At 68.4% G+C, this 19,715-nt stretch carries 19 protein-coding genes; 13 read left to right on the plus strand and 6 right to left on the minus strand.

Translation table 11 applies throughout. The annotated features are described in order from the left end of the window. The first annotated feature begins 202 nt into the window (after positions 1-202). Complete coding sequence (locus tag C7C57_RS02310) at positions 203-1,771, plus strand: hypothetical protein (RefSeq protein WP_187977429.1); 1,569 nt, start codon at positions 203-205, stop codon at positions 1,769-1,771. A gap of 65 nt (positions 1,772-1,836) precedes the next feature. Here C7C57_RS02310 and coaA read toward each other — a convergent pair whose 3' ends face one another. Beyond that, a complete protein-coding gene (gene coaA / locus C7C57_RS02315; RefSeq protein ID WP_187977430.1) occupies positions 1,837-2,790 on the minus strand; it encodes a type I pantothenate kinase in 954 nt (317 codons plus the stop codon). Positions 2,791-2,824: 34 nt separating this feature from the next. Here coaA and glmS point away from each other — a divergent pair, with 34 nt between their 5' ends. The 7 genes from glmS (at position 2,825) to tsaD (ending at position 9,014) form a co-directional block, all read left to right on the plus strand. Further along, entirely contained in the window at positions 2,825-4,675 is a 1,851-nt protein-coding gene (glmS, locus tag C7C57_RS02320) for a glutamine--fructose-6-phosphate transaminase (isomerizing) (RefSeq protein ID WP_187977431.1), read from the plus strand. A 3-nt stretch (positions 4,676-4,678) separates the two neighbouring features. Further along, positions 4,679-5,041: a holo-ACP synthase gene (locus tag C7C57_RS02325; RefSeq protein ID WP_187977432.1), complete on the plus strand. Its 363-nt coding sequence runs from the start codon at positions 4,679-4,681 to the stop codon at positions 5,039-5,041. After that, positions 5,038-6,177, plus strand: a complete 1,140-nt coding sequence (gene alr, locus C7C57_RS02330; RefSeq protein WP_187977433.1) for an alanine racemase — start codon at positions 5,038-5,040, stop codon at positions 6,175-6,177. The genes C7C57_RS02325 and alr overlap by 4 nt, the downstream gene beginning before the upstream one ends. After that, positions 6,174-6,650 (plus strand): tRNA (adenosine(37)-N6)-threonylcarbamoyltransferase complex ATPase subunit type 1 TsaE, encoded by a 477-nt coding sequence (gene tsaE / locus C7C57_RS02335; protein WP_370581427.1) that lies wholly within the window; start codon positions 6,174-6,176, stop codon positions 6,648-6,650. The genes alr and tsaE overlap by 4 nt, the downstream gene beginning before the upstream one ends. A gap of 85 nt (positions 6,651-6,735) precedes the next feature. Beyond that, on the plus strand, positions 6,736-7,383 hold the full coding sequence (gene tsaB, locus C7C57_RS02340; protein WP_187977434.1) for a tRNA (adenosine(37)-N6)-threonylcarbamoyltransferase complex dimerization subunit type 1 TsaB: 648 nt from the start codon (positions 6,736-6,738) through the stop codon (positions 7,381-7,383). Next, a complete protein-coding gene (rimI, locus tag C7C57_RS02345; RefSeq protein ID WP_255505752.1) occupies positions 7,383-7,913 on the plus strand; it encodes a ribosomal protein S18-alanine N-acetyltransferase in 531 nt (176 codons plus the stop codon). The genes tsaB and rimI overlap by 1 nt, the downstream gene beginning before the upstream one ends. 24 nt (positions 7,914-7,937) lie before the next feature. After that, on the plus strand, positions 7,938-9,014 hold the full coding sequence (gene tsaD / locus C7C57_RS02350) for a tRNA (adenosine(37)-N6)-threonylcarbamoyltransferase complex transferase subunit TsaD (protein ID WP_121687489.1): 1,077 nt from the start codon (positions 7,938-7,940) through the stop codon (positions 9,012-9,014). Positions 9,015-9,090: 76 nt separating this feature from the next. Here tsaD and C7C57_RS02355 read toward each other — a convergent pair whose 3' ends face one another. Further along, entirely contained in the window at positions 9,091-9,912 is an 822-nt protein-coding gene (locus C7C57_RS02355) for a putative protein N(5)-glutamine methyltransferase (protein WP_187977435.1), read from the minus strand. A 187-nt stretch (positions 9,913-10,099) separates the two neighbouring features. On the opposite strand from C7C57_RS02355, the gene C7C57_RS02360 reads away from it, so the two are divergent. Continuing rightward, positions 10,100-10,549: a hypothetical protein gene (locus C7C57_RS02360; RefSeq protein ID WP_187977436.1), complete on the plus strand. Its 450-nt coding sequence runs from the start codon at positions 10,100-10,102 to the stop codon at positions 10,547-10,549. A gap of 44 nt (positions 10,550-10,593) precedes the next feature. Here the strand turns inward: C7C57_RS02360 and C7C57_RS02365 are convergent, their stop codons facing one another. Then, positions 10,594-11,781 carry a class I SAM-dependent methyltransferase gene (locus C7C57_RS02365; RefSeq protein WP_187977437.1) on the minus strand — a complete coding sequence of 396 codons (1,188 nt, stop codon included), beginning with the start codon at positions 11,779-11,781 and terminating at the stop codon, positions 10,594-10,596. A gap of 163 nt (positions 11,782-11,944) precedes the next feature. Between C7C57_RS02365 and groES the strand changes: the two genes are divergently transcribed. After that, a complete protein-coding gene (gene groES, locus C7C57_RS02370) occupies positions 11,945-12,241 on the plus strand; it encodes a co-chaperone GroES (protein WP_030148038.1) in 297 nt (98 codons plus the stop codon). Between the two features lie 62 nt (positions 12,242-12,303). Here the strand turns inward: groES and C7C57_RS15920 are convergent, their stop codons facing one another. Both C7C57_RS15920 and C7C57_RS02380 read right to left on the minus strand, forming a co-directional pair. Continuing rightward, positions 12,304-12,843 carry a DUF4190 domain-containing protein gene (locus tag C7C57_RS15920; RefSeq protein WP_187977438.1) on the minus strand — a complete coding sequence of 180 codons (540 nt, stop codon included), beginning with the start codon at positions 12,841-12,843 and terminating at the stop codon, positions 12,304-12,306. A 120-nt stretch (positions 12,844-12,963) separates the two neighbouring features. Further along, entirely contained in the window at positions 12,964-13,392 is a 429-nt protein-coding gene (locus tag C7C57_RS02380; RefSeq protein ID WP_187977439.1) for a DUF4190 domain-containing protein, read from the minus strand. 164 nt (positions 13,393-13,556) lie between these two features. Here C7C57_RS02380 and rarD point away from each other — a divergent pair, with 164 nt between their 5' ends. The 3 genes from rarD (at position 13,557) to C7C57_RS02395 (ending at position 18,966) form a co-directional block, all read left to right on the plus strand. Continuing rightward, positions 13,557-14,546: an EamA family transporter RarD gene (rarD, locus tag C7C57_RS02385; protein WP_187977440.1), complete on the plus strand. Its 990-nt coding sequence runs from the start codon at positions 13,557-13,559 to the stop codon at positions 14,544-14,546. Positions 14,547-14,648: 102 nt separating this feature from the next. Next, positions 14,649-16,151, plus strand: coding sequence for an IMP dehydrogenase (gene guaB / locus C7C57_RS02390; RefSeq protein WP_030148043.1), 1,503 nt, complete (start codon positions 14,649-14,651; stop codon positions 16,149-16,151). Between the two features lie 139 nt (positions 16,152-16,290). Further along, positions 16,291-18,966 (plus strand): LuxR C-terminal-related transcriptional regulator, encoded by a 2,676-nt coding sequence (locus C7C57_RS02395; protein ID WP_187977441.1) that lies wholly within the window; start codon positions 16,291-16,293, stop codon positions 18,964-18,966. A gap of 64 nt (positions 18,967-19,030) precedes the next feature. Here the strand turns inward: C7C57_RS02395 and C7C57_RS02400 are convergent, their stop codons facing one another. After that, complete coding sequence (locus C7C57_RS02400; RefSeq protein WP_187977442.1) at positions 19,031-19,705, minus strand: GAP family protein; 675 nt, start codon at positions 19,703-19,705, stop codon at positions 19,031-19,033. Between the last annotated feature and the right edge of the window lie 10 nt (positions 19,706-19,715).

Below are 19,715 nucleotides of genomic sequence, written 5' to 3' on the forward strand. Positions count from 1 at the left end.
CGCGGCCTTCGAGTCGCAGCACACCACGGACCCCGGGGATGCCGATGCATCCCCGGGGTTTGTCGCGCGCGTTCCCCGTGAGTTTCCTGTACGCCCGTTATTCTCGCGTCATGTTATGAGATGTCCCTGCTCCCCAAGATGTACCTTCTCGCGCCGCCCACCGGGTGTGCGAGACACATCGAACGAGGGGACAACACTCGAAATGACACTTGCGCAACCCGACGCACACCACAACACTAGGCACCGGGCCCGGCCCCGATTCCGCGGGCGGAGGGCGCTGGCTCTCGGTCTGCTGGGCGTACTGCTCACGGGAGCAGGCGCCGCCCTGATCCCCGCCCAGCCGGCCCAGGCCGCGACCCGCACCGGGGATGACGGACTCGTCCTGACCGTTTCTCCCGAACGGGTGAACCAGGGCGATCCCGATGGATTTGAACTGGGGATCGTGGACGGAAACCTCAGCAAGACCCCCTTCGACACCTACAAGATCAGCGGACTACCGGCCGGATGGACACTGCGTACCCTCGCCGGAGACACCCTGGAACCGGTGTCGCCGAGCCCGCAGATTTTTGAGGTCAACCGCGACGTCACCGGATTACGCTTGGTCCCGCCCGCGGATTTCTCCGGAACCCTCCCCAACGTCCAGCTCGCACGCATCTCACAGGCCCACAACCTGGTCACCGACTTCGATAACGGAACCTTTGACTATCTGGGGCAGGCGAAGCCCCGGCTGGATTCGGCCACGACTCCGTACACCTTCCACGATCCGCACACGCTGACACGTCGGCCCTCCGTGGTGCAGTACTCACCCTTCGATGGCGAGTATTCGATCTGGCCCACCGGCATGATCAACGGTCCCGACATCACGCCCACCCCGGAATGGAACCAAACCCGGGCGTATAACAACTACTGGGCCGACCTGCGCAGCACCACCAATGCGATGGTGACCCCGAGCACCCAGGAGATCACCCGCAACTGGAACAAGTCCTGGCTGATGCCCAACACCCGGGCCGTCACCGATGAGGAATCCGCGCGGTCGGGCAAGTTCCTGATCATCAACGGCTCCGAATCGCTGGGCAAACCGCACGACGTGCTCACCACCACCATCACCGGGCTCACCCCGCACACCGAGTACACGATGAGCGGATTTGTGGCCAACCTCAGCGATGACCCGCGTCCTGGGAACGTCGTTGCACCGGTTCAGGTGGGATTTGTGGTGAATGACACGTTTATCGGATCGTCGCGGAACATGCCCCGGCAGAGTGGGCCCACCACCGACGATGCCAAGTGGACGCGGCTGACCTCAACCGTAAACACCGGAGACTCCACCTCGCTCACCATTGGCGTGCGCAACTTCAAGGACGGCGGGCACGGAAACGACTTTGGCATCGATGAGCTCTCGCTCTTCCCGATGGCCAGCGTACGCACCGACCTCGAGGTTGTTCCGCGGCCCGAACCCACGGCCACCCCGACTCCGACCCCGACGCCCTCGGTTCCGCCGACCACGCCGCCCACAACCACGCCGACCCCGACCCCCTCGGTTCCGCCCAGCGTGCCTCCGACCACCCCGCCGACCACGCCGCCGACCGATCCGTCCACCGGCATCACCCCGCCCGGACCGGACGCGCAGACCCCGCCATCCACCGCGCGGCTGAGTACCACCGGTACGGACCTGGTCCTGGGCATCGCCCTCGGCCTGGCCGCACTGTTGCTCGCCGCGGGTGGGGGCATCGTGTTCCTCGTCCGTCGACGGGCCACCCCGCCGCTCGACTAGTCGAGTAACCACTCACGCCGGCCGTCCCATCCCGTTCCCGGGGTGGGGCGGCCGCGCGTTTGGCGCTACACCTTGCGCAGCAGAACCGAGCTCACCGAGTGATCGCCGTCCTTCTTCAGGACCAGCTTGGCGCGGGCCCGGGTGGGACGAATGTTCTGTTCCAGGTTGGGGCGGTTCACCTCGTTCCAGAAGTAGTGGGCGCGATCACGAGCCTGCTCCTCGGTGAGGTCCGCATACACGTTGAAATACGAGTTGGGGTTGGTGAAGGCCCCGCGCTGCAGCGCCATGAAGCGCTCCTCATACCAGCGCGCGATATCGCTTGAGCGAGCATCCACGTAGATGCTGAAGTCAAACAGGTCACTCACCGCGAGGCCACCACCGCGCGGCGGCTGCAACACATTGAGGCCCTCGACAATCAGCACGTCGGGCTGTCGTACAACCACCGAGGCGTCGGGCACGATGTCATAGCTCTGGTGTGAGTAGAAGGGTGCCCGCACCTCGGGGGCACCACTCTTGACCTCGGCGATGAAGCGCAGCAGGGCCCGCCGGTCGTAGGACTCGGGGAATCCCTTGCGCGCCATGATGCCGCGGCGCTCCAGTTCGGCGTTGGGATAGAGGAACCCGTCGGTGGTGATCAGCTCGACCCGGGGGGTGTCCTCCCAGCGCGAGAGCAGCTCCCGCAGCAGCCGCGCAACCGTGGACTTGCCCACGGCCACCGACCCGGCGATGCCGATCACAAACGGGGTGGAGGCCCCCGCCGTTCCCAGGAAACCGGTGGTTTCGGCGTGCAGACGCTTGGCGTTGGCCACGTAGAGGCTGAGCAGACGACTCAGCGGCAGGTAGACCTCGGCGACTTCGTCGATGTCCAGACGGTCACCCAGGCCGCGCAGCTGCACGATCTCGGCGCTGGTCAGCGGGATCGGCATGGAGGGGGCCAGACGCGCCCACTCGTCCCGTGAAATTTCGACAAACGGGGTGCGGGTGGTGTCAGCGGATGATTCGACGCGGAGCTCGGACATAGAAAGTCATTCTATTCCCGGTATTGTTCTCTATATGTGTGGAATCGTTGGATATGTAGGTAGCGGCGCGAGCGTAGACGTGCTGATGTCCGGTCTGAGCCGACTCGAATACCGCGGCTATGACTCCGCGGGAGTGGCCGTGATCGACGCCGAGGGGGAACTGTACACCCGCAAGCGTGCGGGTAAGCTCGCCGTTCTCGCGGGAGATCTGGAAGCGTCCCCGCTGCCCGAGAGCCATGTGGGTATTGGGCACACCCGGTGGGCAACCCACGGGGGCCCGACCGATGTGAATGCGCACCCGCACCTGGGTGACGAGGGCAAGCTGGCCCTGATCCACAACGGCATCATCGAAAACTTTGCGGTCCTGAAGGCCGAGCTGGTCGAGGCCGGTTACACCTTCGAGAGCGAGACGGACACCGAGGTCGCCGCCGTGCTGCTGGGCCGCGAATACCGCGAAACCGGCGACCTGCTGGCGGCCTTCCGCGCCGTGGTCAACCGCTTCGAGGGTGCCTTCACCCTGCTCGCCGTGCACCGCGACCAGCCGAACCTGGTGGTGGGCGCTCGCCGGAACTCCCCGTTGGTGATCGGCCTGGGCGACGGGGAAAACTTCCTCGGTTCGGACGTAGCCGCCTTCATCGAGTACACCCGCAGCGCCCTGGCCATCGGTCAGGACCAGATCGTGGCGATCACCCCGGATGCCGTGGAGGTTACCGATTTCGACGGCAACGTTGTCGAGGTTGAGCCCTTCGAGGTCGAGTGGGATGCCTCCGCGTCGGATAAGGGTGGCTGGCCGAGCTTCATGGCCAAGGAGATCACCGAGCAGCCCGATGCCGTGGCCAACACCCTGCGCGGGCGCATCGCCGCCGACGAGACCGTGGTCATCCCCGAGCTGGACGGCCTGGATGAGCTGTTCACCGGCATCAACCGCATCGTTGTGGTCGCCGCCGGTACCGCCTCCTATGCCGGCCTGGTGGGCAAGTACGCGCTGGAGAAGTGGGCGCGCATCCCCGCCGAGGTCGAGCTCAGCCACGAGTTCCGCTACCGCGACCCGGTGATCGATGAGCACACCCTGGTGGTCTCGATCAGCCAGTCCGGTGAGACCATGGACACCCTGATGGCCGTCAAGTACGCCCGCGAAAACGGCGCCAAGACCCTCTCCATCTGCAACACCCAGGGTGCGACGATTCCGCGTGAGTCCGACGCCGTGGTGTACACCCACGCCGGACCCGAGGTCGCCGTGGCCTCGACCAAGGCATTTGTGGCGCAGATCACCGCGATCTACCTGCTGGCCCTGCACGTGGCGCGCGTGCGCGGTACCGTGTCCACCGCCGAGATCGCCGGATTCACCGCCGAGCTGCGCGCGATCCCCGAGAAGATCGTCACCGTGCTGCAGCAGACCGAGAGCATCACCCAGCTCGCACACTGGATGAGCGACTCGCGCGCGATCCTGTTCCTGGGCCGTCACGTGGGCTTCCCGATCGCGCTCGAGGGTGCGCTCAAGCTCAAGGAGCTGGCCTACATTCACGCCGAGGGCTTTGCCGCCGGTGAGCTCAAGCACGGTCCGATCGCACTGATTGAGCCGGGCCAGCCCGTGTTTGTGGTGGTTCCGAGCCCGCGCGGCTCCTCGACCCTGCACTCCAAGGTGGTGTCGAACATTCAGGAGATCCGCGCCCGCGGTGCCCGGGTGATCGCGATCGCCGAGGCCGGCGACGCCGCGGTGCTGCCCTTCGCCGACACCGTGATCCACATCCCGCTGGCAGCTCCGCTGTTCGAGCCGCTGCTGGCCGTGGTGCCGATGCAGATCTTCGCGATGGAGCTGGCCAACGCCAAGGGACTCGACGTGGACCAGCCGCGTAACCTGGCCAAGTCCGTCACGGTGGAATAGAGCATGATTGTGGGAATCGGGGTGGACCTCGTGGACCTGCCCCGATTTCTGCGGACGCTGGAACGTACCCCCGCGCTGCGCGAGCGCCTGTTCACCCCCGCCGAGCGGGAGCTGACCGGGCGCTCGCTCGCCGGGCGGTTCGCCGCCAAGGAGGCGCTGATCAAGGCGCTCGGCGGCAGCGAGGACGTGTTTTGGCAGGAGATCGAGGTGCTCGGGGATTCCTCGGGCGCGCCGATCCTGACCACCAGCGGGAGCACCAACCGCCGGCTGGCGGAGCGGGGCATCGAGAGCGTCCACCTCTCGATCTCGCATGATGGGGATGCGGCCATCGCGTTTGTGGTGGCCGAGGGAGGGGGACCCCGATGAGTCCACGTCGCGAAATTCTGGTGGATGCCGCCCGGATCGAACACAACGTGGCATCCATCGTCGCCCGGGTCGCCCCGGCCGACGTGCTCGCGGTGGTCAAGGCCAACGCCTACGGGCACGGCGCGCTGCTGTGCGCGCGGGCCGCGATGCGCGGGGGTGCCCGGGGGATCGGGACCGCCGATCTCGGCGAGGCGCTGGCGCTGCGGTCCGCGGGCTTTGAGGGGCCGATCCTGTGCTGGCTGCACGGATCCGATACCGACTTTGCGGCGGCCTTCACCGCCGATATTGCGCTGGTGGCTTCGGGCCCCGCGCAGCTCGCCCGCATGCGCGAGGCCGCCGAGGCCCTGGGACACCCCGGCGAGGTACACCTCAAGGTGGACACCGGGCTGTCCCGGAACGGCACCGCGCCCGCCCAGTGGGAGGCGCTGTTCGCCGATGCCCACGCCGCCGAACAGGCGGGTGCGCTGCGAATCACCGGGCTGATGAGCCACCTGGCCAATACCTCCCCCGAGGAGGACCGCGCGCAGCTCGCGCGCTTCGCCGAGGCCGAACACCTGGCCGCGGCCGCGGGCCTCGACCCGCGGTGGCGACACCTGGCCGCCACCGCCGGGGCGCTCAAGCTCCCCGAGACCCGTGGCACCCTGGTGCGGATCGGCATCGGCATTCTCGGCCTCAGCCCGTTTGAGGACGATACCCCCGCCGACTGGGACCTCCGGCCCGCCCTCCGGCTGGAAACCGAGGTTGCCGCGGTGCGTACGGTTCCCGCGGGCACCGGCGTCTCCTATGGCTACCGCTATCGAGCCGACACCGAAACCACCCTGGCCCTGATTCCGCTGGGATACGCCGACGGGATTCCCCGGCACGCCTCGGGCCGCGCCGACGTGAGCATCAACGGCACCCGCTATCCGCTGGTGGGTCAAATCGCGATGGACCAGTTCGTGGTCAACCTCGGCAGCGATACCGCGGCCGTGGGAGACCGGGTGGTGGTGATCGGGGATCCCGGCGCGGGCGAACCCGGTGCCGATGACTGGGCGCGGGCCGCCGATACCATCAACTACGAAATCGTGACCCGACTGGGTGGACGCATCACCCGAGCGCCGCAGCCGGCTCACCCGAGTGGAGACGAACCTCGATGACCGACCAGACAGTGCTGACCCCCGGCACCTTCCCGATGCCCACCCCCGCGGACATGCACGCGTTCGGGATCGCGCTGGGCAGGGAGCTGGGAGCCGGCGATCTGATCGTGCTGACCGGACCGCTGGGCGCGGGCAAAACCACGCTGACCCGTGGGATCGGCGAGGGCCTGGGGGTGCGCGGTCCGGTAACCAGCCCCACCTTTGTGCTGGCGCGCACCCACCCGAGCCTGGTCGGCGGAGTGCCGCTGGTGCACGTGGACGCCTACCGGCTGAGCAACGCCCTCGAGGTGGACGACCTGGATCTCGACCTGGATCACTCGGTGGTCATCATCGAGTGGGGCCACGAGGTGGCCGGGGTGCTCGCCGATGAGTGGTGGGAGATCACGATCGAACGCCCCATCGCCGGAACGGCCGACGACATGGACGTCGAGTCCGAGCCGCGTACGGTCAGGATCGAGCGGGCCGGCGTCTAGCGCGGACGTCAGGTCCGAGCCGCGCACTGTCAGGGTCGCGGCTTAGCGGGCGAGCATCTCGCGCGGTCGGCGGTATCCTGGACATATGTTTTTGGCCATTGATACCTCCACCGGAACCGGCGTCGCCCTCGTGGACGGCACCGGGAAAATCCGGGCGTCCCGCGTTCTGGAAGACACCCGGCGGCACGTCGAGGTGGTGGGCACCTTCATTCAGGAGGTGCTGAGCGAGACCGGCACCGCCCCGGCTCAGGTCACCGCCGTGGCCGCGGGTATGGGTCCCGGGCCCTTCACCGGGCTGCGGATCGGGATCGCCGCCGCACGCGCCTTCGGGCAGGGTGCGCACATCCCGGTGATTCCGCTGGTGAGCCACGACGCCCTGGCACTGGAATGGTACGAAAATGGCGGGACCGGCGAGCTGCTGGTCACCACCGATGCGCGTCGTCGCGAACTCTACTGGTCGCGCTATACCGGGCTGGACACCGATGGCATTCCGGTTCGGGTGGCCGGGCCCTCCCTCGATCGTCCCGACGATCTCGACGCCGCCGAAACCGCGCGGCTGGCGGACGGCACCGCGGCCCCGCACCGGGTGGACGCGGCCGGGATCCCCGCCGGGGCCCTGGGTGTCCTGGCGCTCCGGGTACAGACCACCGGGCGCGAACACGCGGCCGATGAGGCGCTGTACCTGCGCCCGCCGGACATCGCCGCGCAGGGTCCGCGCAAGCGGGTGAGCTAGTGAGCGAGAACCCGCAGGTGCCCGGCCCGCAGATCGACCCGGTGTGGAGCCTGCGCACGGCCACCGCCGAGGACCTGGACGCGATCATGGCGATCGAGACCGCCGAGTTTTCCAGCGACGCCTGGTCCAGCCAGGCCATGGCCGCCGACCTCGCCTCCCCACACACGCACTACCTGGTGGCATCCTTCACCGGGGGACCGCGGGAGATCATCGGCTACGCGGGTCTGTTCGCCCCGGCCGGTGGGCTGGACGCCGACATCCAGACCATCGCCGTGTCCGCTCGGGCCCGGTGCCTGGGGATCGGCCGCGGGCTGATGACCGCGCTGATCGAGATCGCCCGCGCCCAGCGCATCCGCGAGATTTTCCTCGAGGTTCGCGAGGACAAACCGGCCCCGCGCACCCTCTACCGCGACCTCAGATTCGAGGAGATCGCCGAGCGGCCGGGCTACTACCAGCCCGATAACGTCACCGCGATCGTAATGCGTCTAAGCATCCCGCAGCCCGAAACCGGCATCGGCCGGAACGCCTAGATTTCCCCGCTACGAAGGAACACCATGAACCGCGAAAACCCGCTTGTCCTCGGGATCGAAAGCTCCTGTGACGAGACCGGCATCGGCATCGTGCGCGGCACCACCCTGCTGAGCAACACGATCGCCTCCTCGATGGATGAGCACGCGCGCTACGGCGGCGTGGTCCCCGAGGTAGCCGCCCGGGCGCACCTGGAGGCGATGGGGCCCTCGATCGAGGCGGCGATGACCGAGGCGGGTGTGACCTTCGAGGAGCTCGACGCGATTGCCGTGACCAGCGGCCCCGGCCTCTCCGGCGCGCTGATGGTGGGGGTGGGCGCGGCCAAGGCGCTCGCGCTGTCCACCGGCAAGCCCTTCTACGCCGTGAACCACCTGGTCGGGCACGTGGGTGCCGACATCCTGGACACCCGCGGGGAACCCTTCGACTACCCCACCATCGCGCTGCTGGTCTCCGGCGGGCACACCTCGCTGCTGCTCGTGCGCGACCTGGTCGGAGACGTGGAACTGCTCGGCGAAACCATCGATGACGCGGCCGGCGAAGCCTTCGACAAGGTCGCCCGGATCCTCGGCCTGCCCTACCCCGGCGGCCCGCAGATCGACCGTGCGGCCGAGGGCGGTAACCCCGCGGCGATCCGTTTCCCGCGCGGGCTGAGCCTGCCCAAGGACATGGCCGCACACCGCTATGACTTCTCCTTCTCGGGGCTCAAGACCGCGGTGGCGCGCTGGGTCGAGCGGGCCGAGGACGCCGGGGAAGAGGTGCCGATCGCCGATGTGGCCGCGAGCTTCCGCGAGGCCGTGGTGGATGTGCTGGTGACCAAGGCCATCAACGCCTGCAAGGATCTCGGCGTTCCGCGCCTGCTGCTCGGTGGCGGTGTGGTCGCTAACGCGCGTCTGCGGGAGGTCGCCGCCGAGCGCGCCGCGGCCGCCGGGGTGGCCCTGCGGATTCCGCCGTTCTCGCTGTGCACCGATAACGGGGCGATGATCGCCGCGCTCGCCGCCCAGCTGATCATGGCCGGCAAGGAGCCCTCGAGCCTCGGGGTCGCCGCCGACTCGACCCTGCCGGTCACCGAGATCCAGGTGGCCGAGCTCACCACCGGCAGCTAGGAACCGGGGTCACTCGCGGGCCCGGTTGTGGTGCGCGGGGAGGGTGCCTTCGGGAGCGGTCGCGCGACGAGTGGGATCACGGTTCGCGGGACTGGTTGTGGGTCGCGGGGAGGGTGCCTTCGAGGACCGTTGCCTCGCGGGCCGGATCATGGCTCGCGTGCGGGCGAAGCCCGGCGGCGGCAAAGGCCTCGCGTAGGGTACCGAGCTGCGCGGCCGAAATCTCGATCAGCAGACTCCCGCCCGGCCGTAGCCAGCGGGCGGCATCGGCGAGGATCCGCCGGTGGATGCTCAGTCCGTCGTGTCCACCATCCAGGGCCGTGGTGGGTTCATAGTCGCGCGCCTCGGCGGGCATCCCGGCGATGCTGTCGGTGGGCACATAGGGGGCGTTGGCCACGATCACGTCGAAGGTGCCCAGCAGGCTCGGGGGAAGCGCGGCGTAGAGGTCGCCGAGATACAGCGGAATGTCTGTGCCGAGGTTCTGGCGGGCCCATTCGAGGGCGAGGGCGTCGCTGTCGGTGGCGATCAGGCGGGCATCGGGCACGTGTTCGCGCACGGCCAGGGCGATGGCACCGGAGCCGGTGCAGAGGTCCAGGATCTGCGCACCCGGGGTCTCGAAGGAGCGGGCAATGGCGCGCAGCGCCAGATACTCGGTGCGGCGGCGCGGAACAAAAACCCCCGAACCCAGGCGCACCCGCAGCCCGAGAAAGGCCGCCCAGCCGAGCACCTGTTCGAGGGGTTCCCCGGCGATCCGGCGCCTGATTAGTGCCTCGGTTTGCGCCGCGCCCCGGACCTCCCAGGCCTCGGCCAGCAGCGCGGCCTCCTCGGCGGCAAACACACAACCCGCCGCGCGGAGCCGGTCGGTGACCGGTTCCCAGGGGAATTGCGTCGTGGAGCGCATGGCGACATGCTACGTCCGACCGCCGTGAGAAACCAGGGTTTTGTCGGATATCGACCCCGAAGTGGTGGGAACATTCACGCTGCCGTTGCGGCGGCCCTCCCGATTCGCGGCCGAATTCGGATAGTCTACCCAGGACGCGGGGGACCCCGCGCCCGTGGAACGCGAGAGCACCGGTTCGGAGGAGCCCATGACCACCCCAGGATTCCCGAACCCCGGCCAGTCCACTCCCGGCCAGCCCACGCCCGGCTGGGGCGATGCGGCTGCCGGAGCCCGACCCACGCCCGGCTGGGGCGATGCGGCTGCGGGGCTCTCCGCCGCCCCCGGTGCGGGTGCTCAGCCCGGCTGGAACGACGCCGCCGCGGGATACTCCGGTTTCGCACCCGGTGCCCCGTCGACCGCGCGGGCCACCGCCACCTTTGTCCTGGGCTTGATCGGCCTGATCGGGGGCATCGTGTTTGGGTGGGGATTCGCCGCCTCAATCATTGCCCTGGCCCTTGCGCCCGGTGCCCTGCGCGCGGACCCCGCCGGTCACGCGCGCGCTCGCCGCGGTCGCACCCTGGCCGTGGCCGGGTTGATCGCCACGGCGCTGTGGGCGGGCTACAGTCTGCTGCGCATCATCGAGCTGGTCCTCGGCTAGCAGCGTAGACCGTAACCTCCACCGGAGGTTATCCCCGCGTGTGCCTAGGCGCGTTCGGCCAGCAGCGCCGCGTGCTGCCCGTCGATCCGGGTGAGGAACAGCGTGGCCGTATTTTTCCCCGAGAGTGACATCTTTTTGCGGAAGGTCGCCGGGTCGATATCCACCCCGCGCTTCTTGACCTCCAGCGTGCCGATCCCGCGCGCCTTGAGTTCCCGCTTGAGTTTCTTCTCATCCAGGGTGAAGCGTTCCAGGATTCGGAAGCGGGCGGCAAACGGGGTCTCGACCGCCGAATCTCCGGTCAGGTAGGCGATGCCCGGGCTCAGCATGCCCGCGCCCAGCTCCCGTGCCAGGTCGCCGATCAGCCGGGCTCGGATCACCGAGCCGTCGGGCTCATACAGATACTCACCGAGCTCGCGCACCTCGACATCCGCGCTGTCCGCGGCGGCGGTCATCTCGTGGCTACCGGCATCGTTCAGCACCAGGGCGGCACGGGTGATACCCGGACGCGCGAGCCTCGGGGACCAGAGCCCGAGTTCCACAACCTGTCCATCCACGGTGATCCACTGGGCCTCCCAGCCCTCGGGGATGTCCTCGCGGTCAAACCCCGGGCCGAGCTTGATACCCACGGCCCGCGTCTCGGCCAGGCCGAAGGCGAAGTCGAGGCTCGGGGAGTAGTCGGAGGCGCGGGTCAACCGGGTGGTGTTGCTGTGGCCCGAGGTGCGCCGGGCGGGATCGAGATAGATCGCGTCGTACGGGTCCAGGTCCACATCCTCGGCGGAGGCGTTGAGGACGTCGGCGTTCTCAAACGGGGCCAGGTTGTAGCTGGCCAGGGTCGCGGTGACCTCGTCGCGATCCACCGCAGTTACTCGCAGCCCGATGGCCGCGGCGGCCAACGCGTCGCCGCCGATCCCGCAGCCCAGATCGATCAGGTGGTCGGGGGCCAGCGCCCGAAAGCGTCCGGCGTGCAGCGCGGCCACGCGCAGTCGGGTGGCCTGTTCGAGGCCCGCCTGGGTGAAGAGCATGCGCTCGGCAAACTCACCGAACTTTCCCACCGCCTTGCGGCGCAGCCGATCCTGGGTCAGCGCGGCCGACACCAGCGCCGGGGCATGGCCCTGGGCTCGCAGACGGCTGACCCGCGTCACCGGGTCGGCGCCCGCGGGTTCCTGCGCCAGATCGTCGAGGAGACGCAGCCCCTCGGGGGTCAGCAGTTCGAGTAGCTCGTTTCTGTCCACCGCCCAAACCTACCAATATCGTGAGTCGCGTGTCGGGGCCATGCCGCCGAATGTGTCGCCGCGTTGGCACTCGCGTTGCAAGAGTGCCAACGGATCCCTAGACTGTGATTAGCACTCTCGACGTGAGGGTGCTAACCACGCTTAGTCTAGAAAGAGGTCAACCGTGTCGGTCTCCATCAAGCCGCTCGAGGATCGCATCGTCATCAAGCAGGTCGAGGCGGAGCGTACCACTGCTTCGGGCCTGGTCATCCCCGAGTCCGCAACCGAAAAGCCCCAGGAGGGCGAGGTTGTTGCGGTCGGTCCGGGTCGCATCGACGACAACGGCAACCGCATCCCGCTCGACGTCGCCGTCGGCGACAAGGTCATCTACTCCAAGTACGGCGGAACCGAGGTGAAGTACGGCGGGGAAGACCTGCTCGTGCTCTCGGCTCGCGACGTCCTCGCCGTGGTGGTTCGCTAACCACGCAGGAGACAACACAGCGCCCATCCGGATTCCGGATGGGCGCTGTGTTGTGCGAGGGGCTAGTAGGTGCTGTAGTCGGACGGAAGGTTCGCAAACAGGACCGCCGACAGCGCGACGAACAGAATCGTTCCGATAATGTACAGCGCGGTGACGATATAACCGATCACCAGGCCCGCGGTGGCGAGCCCGTTACCACCCTCACCCGAGGTCTTGAGCTGCTTCTTTGCGATGTGACCCAGCACGATACCGGCCGGGGCGAACACAAACGCGAAGACCAGCGAGAGGATTGCCAGCAGGTTGGTGCGCGGCGGGGTCGCCGGGTAACCGGGCTGGGCGTAACCCTGCTGCGGGTAGCCCTGCTGGGCACCATAGGCCTCGGGGGCGGGGTAACCCTGCGGAGTCGGGTACCCAGCCTGCTCGGGCTGGCCCGGGTAGGAGGGCTGACCGTAGGGCTGTTCCGGCTGCGCCGGGTACGCGGGCTGGCCCTGGGGCTGCTCGGGCTGCGCCGGGTACGCGGGCTGGCCCTGGGGCTGCTCGGGCTGCGCCGGGTTGGCGGGCTGCTCGGGCTGCGCCGGGAAGTTATTGTTGTTGTCGCTCATGGTGTGATCCCCTCGATGTGTGTTCCCTAATTCTGACACACCCGCGTATTTCGGGGCCAGTGGGGGACATTCGAGTAAACAAAACGCCCGCTCGGTCAAGCGGGCGTCTCGTCGGTGCGACTAGTAGCTGAGGTCGCTGGCGGCTCCGGCGATCCCCAGGAGCACGCCCACGATGTTGAGCAGGATCCACAGGGCAAAGAAGATGTAGCCGATGATCAGTCCGGCCTTGGCCAGGCTCGCCCCGCCCTCCCCCGAGGTCTTCAGCTGCCTCAGCGCGATATGGCCCAGGACGATCCCCGCCGGGGCAAACACGATCCCGAAGATCAGCGCGAGGATCGCCAGGATGCTGGTCTTCTGCGGGGCCGCCGGGTAGCCGGGCTGGGCATAGCCCGCATAGCCCGGGGCCTCGCCGGGATAGGCCGGGGTCCCGGTCGGATAGGCCGGAGGCTCGGCGGGGTAGGCCGGGGGCACCGGGGCACCGGTGCCCTGCGGGTACGAACCCGCGGGCTGGTCGGGTCCGGGCTGAGGGGTGAAATTGCTCTCGCTCATGAAAATCTCCTTGATCGCCGTTTTCCCCCAGGCTTCCACGGGCTCCGATCCCTCGGGTGCGCCTCGACGGAGCGTGCACTCGAGGGTGTCGCATTCGGGAACGCAGGAATCGTCGCCGCACAATTCGCGTTATCCTCGGGTGTTCCCACAAAGAAAGCACACCCTTGACTTCCCCTACCCCGTCCGAGTCACGCCGCGGCCTCTCCTATGCGCTCCTGTCCTACCTGATCTGGGGTATCCTGCCGCTGTACTTCGTCCTGCTCAGCTCCGTTAACCCCTTCGAGATCGTCGCCTGGCGGATCGTGTTCACCGCGATTCTCTGCGCCCTGCTGATCACGATCACCCGCACCTGGTCCGAGGTGCGCGAGGTCCTGCACCGTCCACGCATGGTCGGCGTGATCGCCGCCGCGGGCCTGGTCATCTATGTCAACTGGCAAACCTATGTGATCGCGACCACGAGTGGCTATGTGGTCGAGGCCGCACTGGGATACTTCGTGAACCCGGTGGTCACCATCCTGTTGGGCGTGATCATCTACCGTGAGAAGCTGCGTCCCACCCAGTGGTTTGCGCTGGGCATGACCGTGGTCGCGTTTGTGATCATCTCGATCGGCCTGGGCCGGGTGCCCTGGATCGCGCTGATCCTCGCGGTGACCTTCGGCATCTACGGCGTCCTGAAGAAGGGCATCGGGGCCCGGGTCAGCGCGCTCACCGGACTGTTTGTCGAGACGATCCTGCTGCTCCCGGTGGCCGCGATCATCATCGGCATCGTCTGGGCCCACACCGGCAGCCTGGACCTGCTGCACTCCTCGCCGCTGCTGACCATCCTCATGATCGCGACCGGCATCACCACCGCGGCCCCGCTGCTGCTGTTCGCCTCGGGCGCTCGCCGCATCTCGCTGACCACCCTGGGATTCGCCCAGTATCTTGGCCCGACGCTGATGTTCCTGATCGGCTGGCTGGTGCTTGGCGAGCAGCTGCCGCCCGAGCGCTGGATCGGATTTGGGATCGTGTGGCTTTCACTCGTTATCCTGTCGGTAGACCTGGTTCGCCACGGCCGGGCCAACCGGCTCGCGGATGCCGCGCTGGCCCAGGCCCAGACCGGCGCGATCCCGATCGTTGCCCCCACAGAGAAGCCTGAGAACCAGGGGAAATAAATCTCCCGCAATATCGCTTAACATGGACTATCGGGTCCCTACCGGGATTCGAGTGGACATCCGCGACCCCCACCCGGGCCCAGAGACAGCAAAAGAGGAAATATGGAACAGCCGGATCCGTTCGGATTCTTGGGATTGACCTATGACGACGTGATGCTCCTTCCCGGGCACACCGACGTGATCCCCAGTGAGGCACGCACGACCACCCGGCTCACCAAGCGCATCACCATGAACTCGCCGCTGCTGTCCTCCGCAATGGACACCGTGACCGAGTCCCGCATGGCGATCGCAATGGCCCGCCACGGTGGTATCGGCATCCTGCACCGCAACCTCTCCATCGAGGAGCAGGCCGCGCACGTGGACAAGGTGAAGCGCTCCGAGTCGGGCATGATCACCAACCCCGTCACCACCCGTCCCGAGGCCACCGTGGCCGATGTGGACGCGATCTGCGGCGAGTTCCGCGTATCGGGTCTGCCGGTGGTGGAGTCCGATGGCACCCTCGTGGGCATCATCTCCAACCGCGACATGCGCTTTGTGGACAACGACAAGATGGCCACCACCAAGGTGTCCGAGGTCATGACCCCGCAGCCGCTGATCACCGCCCCGGTTGGCATCTCCAAGGAAGACGCGCTGGCGATCTTCGCCCAGCACAAGGTCGAGAAGCTGCCCCTGGTGGATGAGGCCGGCAAGCTGCGCGGTCTGATGACCATCAAGGACTTCGACAAGACCGAGCGCTATCCCGACGCGACCAAGGACGACGAGGGTCGTCTGCGCGTGGGTGCGGCCATCGGCTTCTTCGGTGACGCCTGGAAGCGCGCCTCCGCCCTGCGTGACGCGGGTGTGGACGTGCTCGTGGTGGACACCGCCAACGGCGACAGCGCCGGCGTGCTGGACATCATCCGCAAGCTCAAGGCCGACCCGAGCTTCGCCCACATCGACATCATCGGCGGCAACGTCGCGACCCGTTCGGGCGCGCAGGCGCTGATCGACGCCGGTGCCGACGCGATCAAGGTGGGCGTGGGCCCGGGCTCGATCTGCACCACCCGCGTGGTGGCCGGCGTGGGTGTGCCACAGGTCACCGCCGTCTACGAGGCCTCCCTGGCCGCGCGCGAGGCCGGCGTTCCGGTCATCGCCGACGGTGGTCTGCAGTACTCGGGTGACATCGCCAAGGCCCTGGTTGCCGGTGCCGACAGCGTGATGCTCGGTTCGCTGCTCGCGGGCTGCACCGAGAGCCCCGGTGACCTGGTGCTGGTCAACGGCAAGCAGTTCAAGAAGTACCGCGGCATGGGTTCGCTGGGTGCGCTGCAGACCCGCGGCAAGAAGACCTCGTACTCGAAGGACCGCTACTTCCAGTCCGACGTACCCACCGATGACCAGCTCATCGCCGAGGGTATCGAGGGCCAGGTTCCCTTCCGCGGACCGCTCTCTGCCGTGGCCTACCAGCTGATCGGTGGCCTGCGTCAGTCGATGTTCTACGTGGGTGCGCGCACCATCGCCGACCTCAAGCAGAACGGTAAGTTCGTCCGGATCACCGCGGCCGGCCTCAAGGAGAGCCACCCGCACGACATCCAGATGGTGGCCGAGGCCCCCAACTACCGCGGCTAATTCTCGCGTCCCCAAACGGGCCGGTGATCCTGTGATCACCGGCCCGTTTTGTGTGGCCCGAGACCGACTCCGAACCGTGTGTGACGGAGTGCGCACGGGATTTCCCCCGCGGATACATTCCAGCCAGTATGCTGCCAGCGTGGAGGGAAATTTTGACGGGGTATGGCGTGAATCGCCGTGGTTTCTGACGACGCCGCCCGAGCCGCGCGGGGACGCCCCGGCGCGGGCTCGGGTGTCGCGCCTGATCGATGCGGCCGTGGCGGAGGCACCCCTGGTGCTGGTGCTTGCCCCACCCGGATACGGGAAGACCGGAGCGCTCGCGGCCTGGGCGCTGACCCGCCCCGAGGCGACCGCCTGGCTCACGCTGACCCGCGGCCAGGTGAGCCCGCGCGGGCTGGTGGGTGGGATCCTCTCGGCGCTGACCCACGGTGATCGGGGTGCCATCGCCGCGCACGAGCGGGCGGCTGTGAGTGCCCTGCTGGGCCGTGATGCCGATCCGCTGGGGGCCGCCAACCTGCTGCTGACCGTGATCGCCGAGCGGACCCGCGGTGGCGCGCCGGGCACTGCTCCTGCCCAGGCCTCCGGCCCGATCCTGGTGATCGATGATGCGCACCTGATCACCGACCCGGCGAGCGTGGAAATCCTTGAGCACCTGGCCCGGCACGGGGCCGAGGTGGGGCTCACCCTGGTGCTGGTCGGCCACGGGGGCCTCGAACGCGTACTCAGCCGGACCCGCGCATACGGGCGTTCGCGTACGCTCGGGGCGGATGACCTGGCCATGCGGGCGGGGGAGATCGCCCGGGGAGCCGAGCATGCGGGCATCCGGATCACCGACGATGAGGCCGCTCGGATCCAGGCGCGCACCCAGGGCTGGCCCATCGCGGTCCACCTGGAGCTGATCGGCCGGCAGTCCACCGGGGAGGGACCCGGCCTGGGTGAGGCCGAACCCGTGCTGACCGACCTGGTCACCGGGCTGATCCTGGGATCGCTGCGGGCGGAGCTGACCGAGTTCATCCTGCGGGTCACCACCTGCGACCGGGTGAGTGTGTCGCTCGCCGAGGCGCTCTCCGGACGATCCGATAGCGCCGCACTGCTGGCCGAGTGCGAGCGGTCGGGACTGTTTCTCACCCGTTTTGTGGACGGGGAAAACAGCGTGTATCGGTGGCACGATGTGTTTGCCCGGCACTGCCGAATCGCGCTGCGCCGAGACCATCCGGCGCTCGCGATCTCCATCGACTCCCTCGCCGCGCGGGCGCTGGCGGCCGGCTATCCGATCGAGGCGAGTGGGCACGCCCTGCGCGCCGGGCAGCCCGAGACCGCGGTGGAAATCCTGCGCGGGAGTTGGCTGCGGTTGGTCCTGGAATCGGGGGCCGAGGCGCTGCGTGAACGCTGCGTCACCCTGCCCGATGTCTGGCCGGATGTTCCCGAGATTCTGCTGATGCGCGCGTGTGCCCTCGATGCCCTGGGTGATCCTCCCGGTGCCGCGAGCCTTGCCGCGCGGGCCCGCTCGCGGTGGGAGGCCGGCGCCGTCGAGGGGGAGGAGACCCGGATCCTCTCGTCCCTGATCCTGACCGATGAGCGGGGAGAACTCGCCGCGGCCGCCGACCGGATGCGCGAGCTGATCGAATCCGGAACCCGCCTGCACACCCCCTACGCGTACGTGCTGTTTATCCTGGGACTGGCCGAAACCCGGCTGCGTCGCAATCCCGCCGAAACCATGCGGTTGCTCCGGGCCGCGGCGGGGGAAGCTCGGGCGTCGGGATTTGCCGAGCTCACTCGCTGGGCGCTGATCAACCTGCGCTTCGCGTGCGTCTATGGCGGACGGTTCCGCGCCGCCGACGAGATTGCCGCGGAGATCGAGGCCGATGCCCGCGAGCAGGAGCAGCCCGGGCATCCACACGTGGACGGCGGTATCGACCGCTTCGCAACCGGGTTCACGCACTTCTGGCGCGGGGACCGGGAGGAAACCCTGCGGGCGTTTGAGGCGGTGATCGCCCGGGACACCTCGGCGACCTCATTCGCCGGGGTCGCCCGGGTGCTGCTCGCGGTCCTCGCCGCCGAGACCGCGGACCCGGCCGCCTGGACCCGGGCGAGACGCACCCTCACCGCGGTGGCCCCGCGGGAATCCTACGGGGTGCCCTGGCCGCTGTATCGCGACCTGGGGGAAGCCGTGCTGGCTTTCGCCACCGGGGACCGGGACGGCGCCCTCGCTCGACTGGCTACCCTGGACGGGCGCGCGGACGTGCCGATGTGCCAGGCCCTCGCCGCCGAGGTGTATCGCCGGGCCGGCGACCCCGACCGCGCCCTCGGGGCGCTGGCCCTGATCGGCCCGGGCAATCGGGTTTCCTATCTGCGGGTGAGCGCCCTGGTCACCTCGGCGCTGATCCTCGCCGACCGCGGGGAACACGGGGATGCCCATGACCGGCTGGAACGCGCGCTCGATGCGGCCGTCACCCAGGATATTCGCCGCCCATTCGCGGCCGAGGATCCCGAGCTGGCGGGGCTGCTTGAGGCGCACAGCCGCTGGGGGAGCGCCCACGAGGGGTTCCTGGCGAGCCTGGACACACATCCGCGGGGAACAACCGCGCCCGGGGCTACGCTCTCGACCCGCGAGCGCGAGATCCTGGGGTATCTGCGCACCACGCTGACGGCCGAGGAGATCGCCCGCGAGCTGCACGTCTCGGTCAACACCGTGCGCACCCACCAGCGGGCGATCTATCGCAAGCTCGGGGTGACCACCCGGCGGGAGGCCGTGCGGCTGCGCGGGCTCACCGGCTCGGACTTCACCGGCTCGGGCCTCACCAATCGTGGATGATTCCGGCGGCCGACGCTAGCCGCCGGGACCATCCATGGGCGAGGGTAAAGGGGATCCGGTCGGCCTAGGAGAAACTGGCGATGCCCTTGCCCAGCAACACGAACGCGAACACCAGCAGCAGCGTGGCCATGATCGCCGCGTTGTTCTGGGTGAGCCAGATGCGCAGCTGCTCCAGCGTTCCGGCCAGCCGGTTCGCGGCAAACAGGTACCCCACTACGGGGAGCAGGATGGTCAGCGACCCGATCACCGTGAGCACCACCGCCGCGGTGACCACCTCGCCCGTGCTCAGCGCTCCGGCGGTTCCGATGGCGAGCCCTGCCGAGAGCACAAGCACCAGGTTTTTGGGATTCACCGCCAGGATCGCACCCAGGAGCACCGCCCGCAGCACCCCGAGACCATTGATCGAGTCCATCCAGCGGGGCAGGGGCGCACTCTCCCCGGGGGCCGGACGCGACTTCCAGCGTCGGGTCGCGAGCAGGAACAGCGCGAGCGCCAGCACAATCTTGATCACGCCGATGATCGGACGCGGACCCTCCTGGTCTGCCTGCGGCAGCACCGAGGACAGCGCGGTGGCCGCGGTCAGGATGATCGCCAGCCCCAGAATCCACCCCAGCAGGAACGCCGGGGCGGTCGCCCGGGCTCGCGGGGAGAGCAGCATCAGGATGGCCGCGATGATCGGGACCGGGCTGAGTGCCACACCGATCATGAGGGGGAGTCCATCGCCCAGGGCATCGCCCATGTTGTGTTGT

Source organism: Mycetocola sp. JXN-3 (assembly GCF_014522285.1).
GTDB lineage: Bacteria > Actinomycetota > Actinomycetes > Actinomycetales > Microbacteriaceae > Mycetocola > Mycetocola saprophilus.